The organism is Cupriavidus sp. GW822-FHT03E04 (assembly GCF_058801495.1).
The window spans coordinates 287,453-301,715 of sequence record NZ_JBXANI010000004.1; the positions used below are offsets into that span (position 1 = coordinate 287,453).

The following is a 14,263-nucleotide window of genomic DNA, read 5'->3' on the forward strand; positions in this document are numbered from 1 at the left end:
TTAGATGCTTGACGACACAATTATCGTCTCGCGGAGCGGCACTCGCAAATGATTGGAATGTGGTAAGGCAGCGCCGGCAGTGTTGTTTTTCGGTCGCAGAGAAATAGGGCGGAAAACCGGCCGTACTCCACCAAATGCCCTGCTGGCCCAGCGCTATGATCCCCGGCACGATGTCCCGGAAACCAGGTCGCGAACCGCACCTCCCATGGGGACGCAGCGTTTTCCGGACCGCCATTAGCCATGTCAACACCAACCACCCAGGGCTGCTGGCAGCCAGTCACCACTAGTCTCGATCCCGTCGACTGGAGCGCGCTGAGGGCGCAGGGGCACAGCATGCTCGACGATATGCTGGACCACCTCCAGGGCATCCGTGCCCGCCCGGTCTGGCAGCCGATTCCCGACGCGGTGCGCGCACGCTTCCGCGAGTCCCTGCCGCGGGAGGGCAGCGGGCTGGATCAGGTGCATGAGACCTTCATGGACAGCATCCTGCCATTTGCCGTGGGCAACGCGCATCCCGGCTTCATGGGCTGGGTGCACGGCGGGGGCACGCCGGTCGGGATGCTGGCGGAAATGCTGGCGGCCGGGCTCAATGCCAACCTGGGTGGGCGCGACCATATCCCGGTGGAGGTGGAGTGGCAGGTGCTGCGCTGGGTGATCGAGCTGTTCGGCTTTCCCGAGGATGCCAGCGGCCTGTTCCTGACCGGCTCCTCCATGGCCAACCTGTCCGGCGTGCTGGTCGCCCGGACCCGGGCGCTCGGGGCCGAGGTACGGTCAACCGGCATGGGGCAGACATCGCGGCCCCTGACGGCGTACACCTCCACCCGGGCGCATGGCTGCATCGCCCAGGGCATGGACCTGGCCGGCCTCGGCAAGGACAATCTGCGCTCGATTCCCGTTGACGAGATGGGGCGCATGGATATGGCGTGCCTTGCCGCCGCTATTGCCGTCGATCGCGCTGCCGGCTTGCAGCCATTTCTTGTGGTGGGCACCGCCGGCACCGTGGATACGGGCGCCATCGACGACCTGGCCGAGATCGCGCGCATTGCCCGCCGGGAGCAACTGCATTTTCATGTCGATGGTGCCTTTGGCGCCCTGGCCATGCTGTGCCCCCAACTGGCGCCGCGCCTGCGCGGCATCGAGCAGGCGGATTCGATCGCCTTCGATTTTCACAAGTGGCTGCAGGTCCCCTATGACGCCGGCTTCTTTGTGGTCCGCGACCGGCAATTGCACCTGCGCACCTTTGCCACGCACGAGGGCACGTACCTCAGCCGCGGCGAGCGCGGCATGGCGGCCGGCTCCCCCTGGCCTTGCGATTTCGGGCCGGACCTGTCGCGCGGCTTCCGTGCGCTGAAGACCTGGTTCACGATCAAGGTCTACGGCACCGAGCGGCTGGGCGGCATGATCGCCCACACCTGCACCCTGGCGCAGGAACTCGCGCGGCGCATCGAGTCCGAGCCGGAGCTTGAGTTGCTGGCGCCGGTATCGCTCAACATCGTTTGCTTCCGCTTTATCGGCGCGAATGCCAGCGCCAATGTTGATGCCGATGCGAACGGCGTCATCGAACAGCTCAACCGCGATCTTGTTGTCGCCCTGCAGGAATCCGGCCTCGCCGCGCCTTCGTCGACCGTGCTCGACGCTCGCTTTGCGATCCGGGTTGCGCTCTTCAATCATCGCAGCGCGCCGCAGGATATCGATGTCTTGCTGAACGCCACTCTCGCGCTTGGCCGGTCGCTGAGCGCCATATCACCCGTACCCGTTCGCGAAGCCAGCGGCCTACCACAATGAACGCAATTCTTGATTCCGCCAACATGACGCCGGCCCCTGACACCCTGATCGGCCTGCGCCACCTGCTGCGGGCGGCCCATCAGAACGAGGACCTGCGCCCGCTCGGCGCCGAGCTGATCAACCACCTGCAGGCGCAGCCGGACGATGCCAATGCGTTGATGGATCTCTCGCTGGTCCTGCAGCTCATCGGCGATCACGCGTTGGCCATGACCATGCAGGCCGAGGCGCTGCAGGCGCGCCAGCTCTATCACTTGCCGACCCTGCGCAATGGCGAAGCCCGCCTGCGCGTGCTGGCCATCATGGTGTCGGGCGACCTGATGGCCAACACGCCGCTGGAGTGCCTGCTGGGCAACTCCGACGTGGCGCTCGATGCGCTCTACGTCACGCCGGAGAACCCGCTGCCGCAGGCCGTGCCGGAGCACGACTTGCTGTTCATCGCGGTTGGCGAATCCGACCGTACCCAGCCCGTGCTGGAGCACCTGCGCGCGCTCGCGGCAATCTGGCCGCGCCCGGTGCTGAACCAGCCGGATCGCCTGCAACAGCTCTCGCGGGACCGGGCGGCGTCGTTGCTGGCCTCGGCGCCGGGCGTGTGCATGCCGCCGACGCTGCGGGTGGATCGCCAGGTGCTGGCAGGCATCGCCAGCGGGCAGGCAGCGATCTCGTCGGTGCTGGGCGAGGGCGCTTTCCCGATCATCGTCAGGCCGCTTGGCTCGCATGCGGGCAAGGGCCTGGAGAAGATCGGCGACGCGGCCGAACTCGCCGGCTACCTGGCGCAGACGGACGAGCCGGCTTTCTATGTCTCTTACTTCATCGATTACCGGAACGATGACGGCCAGTTCCGCAAATACCGGCTGGTGCTGATCGAAGGGCGCGCCTATGTGTGCCACGTCGGCATCTCGGAGCACTGGATGATCCACTATCTCAATGCCGGCATGGCCGAGAGCGCGGCCAAGCGGGATGAAGAAGCCGCCATCATGCGCGACTTCGACCACACCTTCGCGCTGCGCCACAAGGATGCCCTCGCACGGATCCAGGAGCGGCTGGGCCTTGACTACGTGGGCCTGGATTGCGCCGAGACGCCGGATGGTGCGTTGCTGGTGTTCGAGGCCGATACGGCGATGGTGGTGCACGATATCGATCCGGTTGACCTCTTCCCGTACAAGCAGCCGCAGATGCACAAGATCTTCGCGGCGTTCCGCGCCATGCTGATCAACGCCAGCCAGGCCCATGCCGACCGCGTGGACGCGCACGATGCCGCTGCCATCGACGGCTGACCTGCTGGTCAGCGGCGGGGACCACCGCATCGCGCTGGATCCGGAGACCGGCCGTAACAAGTACGGTTGCCAGCCGCTCGCCTCGACGGGGCTGGTTCCCTTTGGCTCCTCCACGTCCTCGGGGATTTCTCCCGCCGCGTTCGCCGAGGTGGACGTGCTGCGCAACCGGCTTGCCGCGGCGCTGCCGCACCAGAGCGCGGCCGAGCTGTATCGCCGCGAGCTGGACCGGCTGCGCGGCGAGTTGCTGGCGCTGTGCGGCATTGGCGATGCGCTTGGCACCGGGCTTGTCTTCTCGGCTTCCGGCACCGATGTGCACCTGCTCGCGGCGCGCGTTGCCGCGCGGGTGGCGGCCGATGGGGCCGGCAGCGATGCGGGCGATGCGGGTGTTCTTGGCGTTCAGGGCCGGCCGCTGGTGATCCTGGCCGGCGAGGCCGAGAGCGGCAGCGGCGTGGCCGCCGCGCTCGCCGGGCGCCACTTCAGCACGTACAACGCACTGGGCCGTACCACCATCCCGGGCGAGTCGCTGAGCCAGGCCTGCGCCAGCGACATCCTCGATGTGCCGATCCGCAATGCGGACGGCAGCTTGCGGGATGCGAGCGTGGTCGATGCGCAAATCGATGCGCTCGTCAGCCAGGCCGTGCAAGACGGACGCCAGGTGTTGCTGGTGCAGATCGACATCTCCAAGACCGGATGCATCGCGCCGAGCATTGCGTGCGTGACGGCGCTGCATCGCCGCTGGCCCTCGGCGGTGCAGGTCCTGGTCGACGCCTGCCAGTTCCGCATTGAGCCGGGTACGCTCCAGGCCTACCTGCGCAACGGCTGCATGGTGGCGCTGACCGGCTCCAAGTTTGTGACCGGGCCTTCGTTTTCCGGCGCCTTGCTGCTGCCAGCGGCCATGGGCAAGACACTACGCGAGCGCGGCGTCCCGGCGGAGCTGCGCCTGTACTCCGCGCGCGAGGAATGGCCGCAAGGCTGGGCAAGCGCGCAGGCGCTCGGCAGTTATGCGAACTTCGGCCTGCTGCTGCGCTGGCAGGCTGCGATCCACGAGCTGCGCGAATTCCTCGCGGTGCCGGCCGGGCAAGCCGCTGGCATTCTGCGGCGTTTTGCCAGTGCCATCCAGCAAAGGCTGGGCAGCGATCCCGCCTTTGCCGCGCTGGCGGTGCCGGCGCTGGACCGCACCGCGCTGAACGCGCCATCCCACTGGGACGAGATCCAGACCATTCACCCCTTCCTGCTGTACCGATGCCAGCCGGGAGGCGGCAGGGCCGCGCTCAGCCGGGAGGAGACGGCCGCCATCTTTCGCCGGGTCCAGGCGCCGGGGAGCGCCGACGCAGGCGTGGCCTACCAGCTTGGCCAGCCCGTGGACAGCGGCCACAGGGCAGGTGTCCCGGTCAGCGCCTTGCGGCTGTGCATGAGCGCCAGGCTGGTAGTCCAGGCGGCGCGAGACCCGGATCAGGAGCGGCACCTCATCGGCCAGGCCCTGGCATGCCTGGATATGGTCTCCGCCCTTGTGCATACCCCCACGCGCGACGTTGGCGTTGCGCCAGTGCTGGATACCGCCTTTTCATAAATACACTCGCGTTTTCTCGCGGACTACGGCGTCACGATATTGAAGTCAGGCTTGAATGTGTCGAGCATGCCCGCGAGTTCGTCGAATTTCTCGCCAGCGCCTTCCACCTTTGCCCCTCCCGCCTGCGACAGTTTGCTCAGTGTGGTCGCCCCGCCCAGCACGCTGGCCAGGCCGAGCTTGTTGGTTGTGATCGTGACATCCGCCTTGGGGAGCTGTTTCCCGACGGTATAGATCAGGACCGAATTGCGCAACTCGATCGCGTACTGCTCGTTGGTCTGCGGATTGATCCAGTTGACATTGAGCGTCTTCCCGGCTGCCTTCTTCCCATTCAGGCGGATGCCGGCGTAGTCCAGGATCATGTCGGCGGTCATCGCATTCACCGTATCCGCCGAGGCCACGCCGGCGCCCGGTAGCTTGACGGTGCCGCACCGCAATTCCAGGGCGCCCATCAGGAATTCGTTACGCCATGTGGGACTCTCGGTCTGGTAGGCGAGCTGCTCCAGCGCATCGGCGCCCAGTTCGCGCGCCTCCTTGTTATCCGGATCGGCAAAGACAACGTGGTTCATCACTTCCGCCACCCAGCGATAGTCGCCTTCCTTGAACGATTGCCGGGCCTTGTCGATGACGCGCTTCGCGCCGCCCATGAACGCCACGTAACGCACGGCTGCCTCGGTGGGCGGCAGCTTGTACAGGTTTGCGGGGTTGGAGTCATACCAGCCGAGGTAACGCTGGTAGACCGCCTTGGCGTTGTGATTGACCGAGCCATAGTAGTCCCGGTTGTACCATTGCTTGCCAATGCTGTCGGGGAGTTTCAGCATCTCCGCAATTTCCACCGGCGTGTAGCCCTGGTTGGCAAGATTCAGCGTCTGGTCGTGAAGGTACTTGAACATGTCACGCTGGTTCTCCAGGAATGGCACGATGGCGTCGCCCCAGGTCGGCCAATGGTGCTGGGCGATCACGGCCTTGGCGCGCACGCCATAGCGATTGGCCGCTTCGTTGACGGTCTTCCACCACTCCCTGGCATCGCGCACCTGGGCGCCGCGCAGCGTATAGAGGTTGTGGAGCGTGTGCGTGGCATCCTCGGCCATGTTGAGCACCTGGAACTGAGGCAGCCAGATCAGCATTTCCGCGGGCGCTTCGGTATTGGGCGCCATCAGGAACTCCATCTGCACGCCGTCAATCGTGCGGGTCTCGCCGGTCTTTGTCACCGAATCGGTGGGGGAGATCAAGGTGACCTCGCCAAGCGAGGTACTCTTGCCGAGTCCACCATCGACCTGGCCTTGCGGCCCGCGCGGCAATAGCGACCCATACATATACGTGGCCCTGCGGCTCATGGCGGTACCGGCGTAGATATTCTCGCTGACCGCTTCTTCCAGGAAGCCCTCGGGCGCCAGGATCCTTACCTTGCCAGCCTTGACATCCGCCTCGTTCACGACGCCCTTGACGCCGCCATAGTGATCCACGTGGCTGTGGGTGTAGATCACTGCCACGACCGGCTTGCGCGGCCGGTGCTGGTAATACAGGTCAAGCGCGGCTTTCGCGGTTTCCCTGCTCATTAACGGATCGATCAGGATCAGTCCGGTGTCGCCTTCGATCATCGTCATGTTTGACAGATCAAAGCCGCGTACCTGGTAGACGCGGTCGACAACGGCGAACAGCCCGTTGAACATATTGAGCTGGGCCATACGGTACAGGCTGGGATTGATGGTGTCGGGCGCCGTCTCGGCCTTGAGAAAATCGTATGCCGGCAGGTTCCAGGCCGCGTGCTTGCCATTGCCCGCCTGAATGACAAGGTCAGGTGTGGTGCCGATAAACCCGCGTTGGGCCGATTCGAAGTCGGTCCGGTCGTTGAACGGAAGCGCCTTGAGCACCGCGGCGTTGGCTTGCCGGGTCAGGTCAGTGGCAGGTTTGCCAGGCGCCGGGGCGGATTGCGCGCAGAGGAGTGCCGGGGTGCTCGCCAGGGCGAACGCCATTGCCAGCAGGCGTCGCCGGGGACCAAGTCTGTTCTTCATGTTTAACGCTTCTTCTTGTTATGGGTATTCACTGCAAGGATGTCGACTACTACCACGCGTGGTTGTAGCTGATGGAAAAGACCTTCACATTAGCGGCCCCTGCTGGCGTGCTGACGGTCTTGAGGAAGGAAGCCGCCACGGCATCCGTAGGGGTGAAATTGAAACTTCCGCTGACGCCAAGCTTGAGCGTGTTCTGCGCATTGTCTTGCTTGATGCCGTTGATTCTGGTCTGCCCCCCGTTGCTGTAGACCATGTCCACCGCCGCCCACAGCGCGCGGTTGAAGCTGTAGCTGTAGTGCGCTTCCAGCGTTCCTAACGGCGCTTGCTGTAGCTTTCCGTGACCATCCGGCTGGAAGTACTCGCCGTTCTCGGTGTAGAACGAGACATTGCCATTGACGGACAGCATCGACTTGCCAAAAGGGTAGTTGAATGCAAGCTGTGGCTTGATCACCCAACGATTTCCACCGAAATTGACGGGCTTGTTCCGGTCATACTGCCCGGTGGGGACGGTAAGGAAGACGGCCGAGGTAAGAAGCGTCTGCGGTGTGGCCTTTGCAAATGCTTCCTGAGTCAGTGCCGGCGCGCCAAACAGGTTGGCCGCGAGCACAACGGTCAGGTCGCCCGCGCCGTTCTTGCTGAACTCGCGCGACGCCAGCGGGGCCATGGAACTATCGACGTTGGCGCTCGCCCAGCTGTAGGGCAGCAGGAACTGGATGCCACCGGTCTTGCCTGCCACCGGAAAGGAATATGCATAGCGGGCCAACGCCATGTTCATGGTGGCGTTGACCCCCTGCACTGGAAGGGTCGTGTCCAGTTGCGTGTTGGACTGAACATGGTTGTAGTAGAGATAGACCAGATTCGTGTCGATCGGGAGATTCATCCAGTCCCGCGCGCCATCGGCAGCTGCAATACCAGGCAGCAGGCCAAACAACAACGCCGCGGCCGATGGGTTCAATCGAACGGTGTCGAGATGGCGTTGCCATGCGGGCCTGCGCGAAGTGCGTGCGGCCGTTAAGTTCTTGCCGCATTTCATTGCTTGTTTTCCCAGCGCGCGGCGTATGGAACGAACGGCCGGGGTAATGCTATTTCGCATGAATGCTCCCAATCTGATGCGAAGTGAAACGCAATAAGTGATCATCGGTGGATGACCGGCTGATTCAGGCGCGAGTGAAGTGCAACCAGGGATAGCGATAGCCGAAGCAGGCACATCTTTTGAGTCGGCGTTACAGGGGTCAAAAGCCGATCGGCTATGGCCCAAGACAGTCGTTCATCGGCGCGATTGAACGGATAGTCGGCCGTGCGAGTGAGTCGGAGCCGCAGGCAGGCCTCGGCGGCGAACCCGGCGCGCTTGCCAAGACGTTGATGCAGGAACTATTCAACGAGGGTCGATGATCTGCCGCGGCTCATCCTCCGCTCATGGCATCGTCGTCGTGAGGTCTTGTCCCGCCCTCCACTCGCGCGCCAGCCGCTCGGACTCGGCGCGCTGTTTGGCGGTCAGTTCCGCGGCCATTCCGGTGCGCAGCGTCATGTCCTCCGAACCCGGCTTGGCCTCGCGGGTCGACAGCAGCACCCAGGCGTAGGCCAGTACCAGGTTGCGCGCCACGCCCCAGCCATTCTCGTAGGCTGCCGCCAGGTTGTTCTGGCCGGTGGGATGGCCTTGCATGGCGGACTTGCGCAGCCAATGCACGCCTTCGCGCTTGTTGCTCAGGACCATGCCTTCGCCTTTGATCAACATGGCGCCCAGGTTCGCCTGCGCGTCCGCAAGGCCCTGCACGGCCGCCTTGCGCAGCCATATGACCGCCTCGCGATCATCCACCGGCCCGCCTTCTCCGAAGTGGTACTGGAGTGCCAGGTTGTATTGGGCCGGCCCGTAGCCTTGCTCGGCCGCCAGGCGGGTCCAGCGCCTCGCCTGCGCATAGTCCTTGGGCACGCCATCGCCCGTCGAATAGAGACTACCAAGCTCATTGCGCGAATCCGCGTCGCCCTGCGCGGCGGCCTTGCGCAGCCAGGCCACGCCTGCCTGCATGTCCTTCTTGACGCAGGCGCCGCGGACATAGGCAATGCCCAGATGGCCCTGGGCCGCGGCCACGCCAGCCTTGGCGCGCGCTTGCAAGGTGGCGGCGGCGGGCACGCACTTGCCACTGATCATCGCCGCGTACAGGTCCTGGGCCTCGCCAGCCCAGGCGCTGCCCGCGGCCATGGAAATGGCGGCGAGCCCGAGCGTCAAGGTACGGCGCGTTTCGTTGTGCTTCATTTCGCTTCTCGGTAAGGCAAGGCGCAAGCTTACTGGCGGCATGCCGTCAAGAGAATAGGACAAGTCCTAAAATGCAAGCGTCGGCCGCAACCGATCCCTTCGAGCGGAATCGATCGCTATGCCCGGGCCGGTCACTGCACCGACATCAATGCGAGAGAGGTTGCGGTGATTATGGAATTCGCCGCCTAAGCGATGCCTTATTGTAAGATCCATCTTCTAAATTTAGGATTTTTACTAAAAATGAGGGCCCCGGCCAGGATGCAGCAAGGTAAAGGGAACGCTCGCGAGACAAACACAAGATCATCGGGAAGTCGACCTGGATTGCAGCGGTTGTCGTGCTGAAGGTGGGGCCTGGACGCATGGCGGGCCCGGACGAGTACACATCAATCACACCGTAGCGCGAGCACGTCAGCAGGGATGGGGTACCTAAACTTGGCCTCCCGACTGCACGTCACGCGCAGGAGCATCGAACGTGCAGATCATCAAGCTTCGGCGTGAGCAATACTGGCACCCGGCAATCGTGCTGGCAGCCATGCTGATCCCCGCACTCGTCATGGTGCCGCTGGTATTCCTGCAGGGAAGGCAACGCGCCGACGGCGAAGCGTTGGTCACGGCGGTGTCGATCCAGAAGCAGATGGACAACATCCTCGGCGTGGTCACCGCCAATGTCGACAAATCCATGGCGCTGCTCGGCAAGCCATGCCAGGAGGTGATCGGCGAACTCACGCGGGCGAGCACCCTGAGTCCGTATTTCCGCTCGCTCATCCTGGTTCATGAAGAGAAGCTCTACTGCTCGCCGGTCCTGGGCAAGGTCAACGATATCCCGCTCACCCTGGCATTCGACGCGATGACCAGCTTGCCATTGGGGCCGCGGATCACCCCGAGCGCGGGCACCTCCCTGGTCCCGGACCGGCCCGCGGTCATCGTCTCGCGAGGCATCGGCAACGGCTCGGGCGTGCTGGCCGTGATCGACGGGCAGTACCTGCTGGACATTCAGGCAGCCGCCTCGTACAGCGGCCAGTTCCAGGTCCAGATCCTGCTCAGCGACTCGCTGCGCCAGTTGCCGACCGGTGCGCCGTTGGCGACGACAACCGGCCCGCGCTACCGGAACAGCATGAAGCTGGCCAAGTCCGCCGCCTTTCCCATCGAGGTGCGCGTCGCGGTCGCACCGGCGCTGATCACTGCCTACCGCCATGAGCTGTGGCGTCACTACGCGCCTTTCCTGGTACTGGCGGCGCTGCTCTCGGGATACCTGGCGCATCTGTTCTGCAGGCGGCGCTTGTCGCTGGTCAACGAGATCTACCGAGGCATGCGCCAGCGCGAGTTCCACATGGTCTACCAGCCGGTCATCCGGTTGGCCACGGGGGAGTGCAGCGGGCTCGAGGCCCTGGTCCGCTGGCACCGGCCCGGCCGGGGCAATATCCGGCCGGACATCTTCATCCCGCTGGCCGAAGACAATGGCCTCATCGGCGACCTGACTCGGCATATCTTTGATCTGGTGGCCGCCGACTTGCCAGGCCTGGGGCTGGGGCCGCGTGACCACATCGGTGTCAATGTCAGCGCTTCCCACCTGGCGACGCCCGGATTCGTCGCTGATGTGCAGCGGCTCCTGGGCAAGCTCGGCCCCGACGGGCCACTGCTGGTCCTGGAGGTGACCGAGCGCGAAGCACTGCCGAACGACGAGCAGGTGCAACGCAACATCGCGCACCTGCGCGCGCAGGGTGTGCTCTTGGCGCTCGACGACTTCGGCACGGGGCAGAGTTCGCTGTCCTACCTTGAACAGCTCCATGCCGATTTCCTCAAGATCGATCGCTCGTTCGTCATGGGCATCGGCACGGACTCCGTCAACGCCGTGGTGCTCGACACCATCATCGGCCTGGGCCAGCGGCTGCATCTGGAGCTGACTGCCGAGGGGATCGAGAACGAGGTGCAGGCCGCCTACCTGCGACAGCACGGTGTGCATTGGGCGCAAGGCTATCTGTTCGCTGCGCCGTTGGGGGCGGGGGAGTTGGCGGCGTGGCGCCACAACCGTCCCCGTGTCACCGAGGCCGCCCAGGAGACCATGCCGGACCCATTGCCGGCTTGAGCCTGCGGATTCGACCAGTGGGTGACACCACGCCGCTTGCTGGTTGAGACCTTAACGCTCCCCATTAACGCCCGCTTGCGCAACGCAAAGCGGCCCCGGCGCTACTTGGCCGAATTCCATAAAGCCTGCCCCTCTCCAGGAGGGGGGATATCTTCCGATTTCTTGCCGTTAGCCATTCTGCAGCGTGCTTCCGTATGCATTTGGAATTGTGCTGTTTAGGCCATAACAAGACGGCGCGACGCGAAGACGATCGCCCAGATCATCACAAATAGGAAAAGCGGGAACGGGATTGCAGCGCAACGGTTCGCATTGGCGATTCAAGCCATGACTCATGGACCATTCCGCAGCACCAACGTCCCAACGGGACAAGGGGATTAAATCGTGAATTTCAACAGCCTGACCATCAAGGGCAAGCTCGTGCTGAGCTTTAGCCTGCTAGCCGCCATCGCGCTATCCATTTCCGCTTTGTCGCTACGCGCGCTGAGCCAGACCACGGACGGCTTTTCCCGCTACCTGCATGGCATCAACGCGCGCGCCGAAGTCGCCGCGCAGGTGCGGACCGCTGTCGACCGGCGTGCCATCGCGGCGCGCAACCTGGCTCTCGTCACCAGGCCCGAGGACCTGACCCTGGAGAAGGCAGCCGCGTTACGCGCACATGACGATGTGCAGGCGCAGCTGGCAAAGCTCAAGGACATGGTGTCGCGCGACAGCGACGCCAGTGACACCGCGCGCAACCTGGTGCGCGAGATCGATCGCGTGGAGTCGCGCTATGGTCCCGTGGCCATCGCCATCGTCGACCTCGCGCTCGCCGCCAAGCGCGACGAGGCCATCCTCAAGATGAACGACGAATGCCGCCCCTTGCTAGGGGCGCTGGTCAAGGCGACCGATGCCTATACCGAGTTCACCAAAGGCCGCCAGGTCGATACGGTGCGCAGGCTGGAGGAGGACTATGCCGCGCAGCGCAACCTGCTGATCGTCATGTCCATTTGCACCATGGTGCTCGCCGCGGTGAGCGGCCTGCTGATCACGCGCTCCATCACCCGGCCCATGCAAACGGCCGTGGACGTGGCGCAAACGGTAGCGCGCGGTGATCTGGGCAGCCAGATTGCCGTAGTAGCGCGGGACGAGACCGGCCGCCTTCTGTCGGCCCTGCGCGACATGAACGCGCGCCTGACGGAGATCGTTTCCCGCGTGCGCGAGAGCAGCGCAAGCATCGCCGGGGCATCGGCGCAGATCGCCGCGGGCAATGCGGACCTGAGCCAGCGCACCGAAGAGCAAGCGGCATCGCTTGAGGAAACCGCCGCCAGCATGGAAGAGCTGACCACTACGGTACGCCTGAGCAGCGAGAACGCCCGGCAAGCCAACGAACTGGCCCGCGAGGCCGCCGATATCGCGCAGAGCGGCAGCACGGCGGTTGGCCGCGTGGTCGATACGATGCAGGGCATCAGCGCCAGCTCCACCAAGATTGCCGACATCACCGGCATGATCGAAGGCATCGCCTTCCAGACCAATATCCTCGCGCTCAACGCCGCGGTGGAAGCTGCCCGCGCCGGCGAGCAAGGCCGCGGCTTTGCCGTGGTGGCCAGCGAGGTGCGCAGCCTCGCGCAACGCTCGTCAAGCGCCGCCAAGGAGATCAAGGAACTGATCGCGGGCTCGCTCCAGCAGATCCAGGACGGCTCCACGCTGGCGGGCGAAGCCGGGCAGACCATGAGCTCGGTGACCAAGGCGGTCGCGCGCGTGAGCAGCATCGTGGAAGACATTGCCAGCGCATCGATGGAACAAAGCCGCGGCATCGAGCAGGTGAACCTGGCGATCTCGCAGATGGACCAGGTGACCCAGCAAAACGCTGCCATGGTGGAACAGGCCGCCAGCGCATCCCGGGCGCTGCAGGAACAGGGCCAGGAGCTCAACGAGGTGGTGGCGTTCTTCCGCCTGCCGGGCGCCGGCGGCGCCGGGCGGCCGCATGCGCCGGCGAGCGAACGGGACGCACGCCTCCAGCGCGCCGCCGCAGTGGCCTGATCGCGCACTTGCGTTCCCGGCATGGCTGGCGTGGGCCAGCGCCCCGGAGTCATCCCGGGTGCCGCTGGCACATTGGGAAAAATGATTTTTATCCTGGATTACGGTAATTAAATTATATGGTAATTACGGATTCTCATATGCTGGAGGACAAAGCAGCACATTCCACGTCGCGGCACGCCGGGGTACGTTGCGCTATTAAGTTTCTTCTTAATAAATATAAGTCCAGAAATCGAAATATTTTCGGTTTCGTTCTTTGCCAACTACTACGGGGATTGCCCAATTTCAACTTAGCCATCATGATGGTTTACTGTGCCGGTGGATGTAGAGCGTGTCAGGTGTCCGAATGGCCCTATCGACTGCATTGCGCAGTAGGTGAGCGTACGGGCAGGCCGAAATTCGGTCGCAGGGAGCCAGGAACTGGAGGCGTAGGTTGTGGCAACTGAACGATCCGTCATCTATCTAGTCGACGACGATGAAATTGTGCTTTGGGCGTACCACGAGTTGCTCCGTGGTCTTGGCGCTGACATAAGGACGTTTGTTTCCTCTCGCGAGTTTGTTGAATCGTACCGGCCGGCGCCAGTTGAATGCCTGGTCTGCGATCTGCGCATGCCGGGGATGTGCGGCCTGCAGGTGCAGGGAGCGCTGGCGGGCATGGGCATTCTTCCTCCTACCATCTTTGTTTCCGCTTACTCCGAGGTCCCTTCGGTGGTCAAGGCGATCAAGGCGGGCGCGCTCGATTTTCTGGAGAAGCCCGTCGATGGCGCCATGCTGGTGCAAAAAGTGCGGGGCGCGCTGGAACGCAGCCGCCAGATGCACGAGCAGAAGCTGGCTTGCGCCGACAAAAGCACGCGGCTTGCACGCCTGACCCCGAAGGAGCGAGTCGTTGCCTGGCACGTCACGACTGGCAAGACCAGCAAGGCGATTGCCAGGGAACTGGGGATCAGCGTTCGCACCGTGGAAAATCACCGGGCGCACTTGATGGAGAAACTGCAAGTCAAATCAGCGATTGAATTGACAACGCTGCTTCTCGATTGAGTCATCCCGTTTGGTCGCCATAAACGGTGATGAAAGCCAGAAATTTCGGTCGCGTTAGCTATTGGCACTGGTCCGGAATGCCGCCGCCGTTTTATAAGCCGAGAACCGTCGCAGGAAATCATGCTCAAGCGTTACTTCAGGAGTCTGCGAGGGGCAGCCGGTAGAGAAACCCGCCTGAATTTCATCATGACGGCGGTCGCCGTTGCCTTGCTGCTGGTCTTGAGCCAT

10 protein-coding genes are annotated in these 14,263 nt (G+C 63.8%); 6 read left to right on the forward strand and 4 right to left on the reverse strand.

The window, feature by feature from the left end; all coding sequences use genetic code 11:
• Positions 1–240 precede the first annotated feature (240 nt).
• Genes AC1RQC_RS07080 through AC1RQC_RS07090 form a run of 3 tightly spaced genes read left to right on the forward strand, consistent with a single transcriptional unit; the run spans position 241 to position 4,629 of the window.
• Positions 241–1,785, forward strand: a complete 1,545-nt coding sequence (locus AC1RQC_RS07080) for a pyridoxal phosphate-dependent decarboxylase family protein (RefSeq protein ID WP_492882776.1) — start codon at positions 241–243, stop codon at positions 1,783–1,785.
• On the forward strand, positions 1,782–3,059 hold the full coding sequence (locus AC1RQC_RS07085) for an ATP-grasp domain-containing protein (protein WP_492882778.1): 1,278 nt from the start codon (positions 1,782–1,784) through the stop codon (positions 3,057–3,059). Before AC1RQC_RS07080 ends, AC1RQC_RS07085 begins: the two co-directional genes overlap by 4 nt.
• Positions 3,037–4,629, forward strand: a complete 1,593-nt coding sequence (locus AC1RQC_RS07090; protein WP_492882780.1) for a hypothetical protein — start codon at positions 3,037–3,039, stop codon at positions 4,627–4,629. Before AC1RQC_RS07085 ends, AC1RQC_RS07090 begins: the two co-directional genes overlap by 23 nt.
• Positions 4,630–4,652: 23 nt before the next feature.
• Here AC1RQC_RS07090 and AC1RQC_RS07095 read toward each other — a convergent pair whose 3' ends face one another.
• From AC1RQC_RS07095 to AC1RQC_RS07105, 3 genes are all read right to left on the reverse strand, one after another.
• A complete protein-coding gene (locus tag AC1RQC_RS07095; protein ID WP_492882781.1) occupies positions 4,653–6,641 on the reverse strand; it encodes an alkyl/aryl-sulfatase in 1,989 nt (662 codons plus the stop codon).
• A gap of 49 nt (positions 6,642–6,690) precedes the next feature.
• The gene (locus AC1RQC_RS07100; protein WP_492882783.1) at positions 6,691–7,734 is read right to left on the reverse strand and encodes a transporter; all 1,044 of its coding nucleotides are present in this window, start codon (positions 7,732–7,734) and stop codon (positions 6,691–6,693) included.
• A 321-nt stretch (positions 7,735–8,055) separates the two neighbouring features.
• Positions 8,056–8,895: a tetratricopeptide repeat protein gene (locus AC1RQC_RS07105; RefSeq protein ID WP_492882785.1), complete on the reverse strand. Its 840-nt coding sequence runs from the start codon at positions 8,893–8,895 to the stop codon at positions 8,056–8,058.
• 472 nt (positions 8,896–9,367) lie between these two features.
• Here AC1RQC_RS07105 and AC1RQC_RS07110 point away from each other — a divergent pair, with 472 nt between their 5' ends.
• The 3 genes from AC1RQC_RS07110 (at position 9,368) to AC1RQC_RS07120 (ending at position 14,035) form a co-directional block, all read left to right on the forward strand.
• Positions 9,368–10,981, forward strand: coding sequence for an EAL domain-containing protein (locus tag AC1RQC_RS07110; protein ID WP_492373427.1), 1,614 nt, complete (start codon positions 9,368–9,370; stop codon positions 10,979–10,981).
• 381 nt (positions 10,982–11,362) lie between these two features.
• Positions 11,363–13,000 (forward strand): methyl-accepting chemotaxis protein, encoded by a 1,638-nt coding sequence (locus tag AC1RQC_RS07115; protein ID WP_492882786.1) that lies wholly within the window; start codon positions 11,363–11,365, stop codon positions 12,998–13,000.
• A gap of 432 nt (positions 13,001–13,432) precedes the next feature.
• The gene (locus AC1RQC_RS07120) at positions 13,433–14,035 is read left to right on the forward strand and encodes a response regulator transcription factor (protein WP_492373425.1); all 603 of its coding nucleotides are present in this window, start codon (positions 13,433–13,435) and stop codon (positions 14,033–14,035) included.
• A gap of 54 nt (positions 14,036–14,089) precedes the next feature.
• Here the strand turns inward: AC1RQC_RS07120 and AC1RQC_RS07125 are convergent, their stop codons facing one another.
• The gene (locus AC1RQC_RS07125) at positions 14,090–14,263 is read right to left on the reverse strand and encodes a hypothetical protein (RefSeq protein ID WP_492813040.1); all 174 of its coding nucleotides are present in this window, start codon (positions 14,261–14,263) and stop codon (positions 14,090–14,092) included.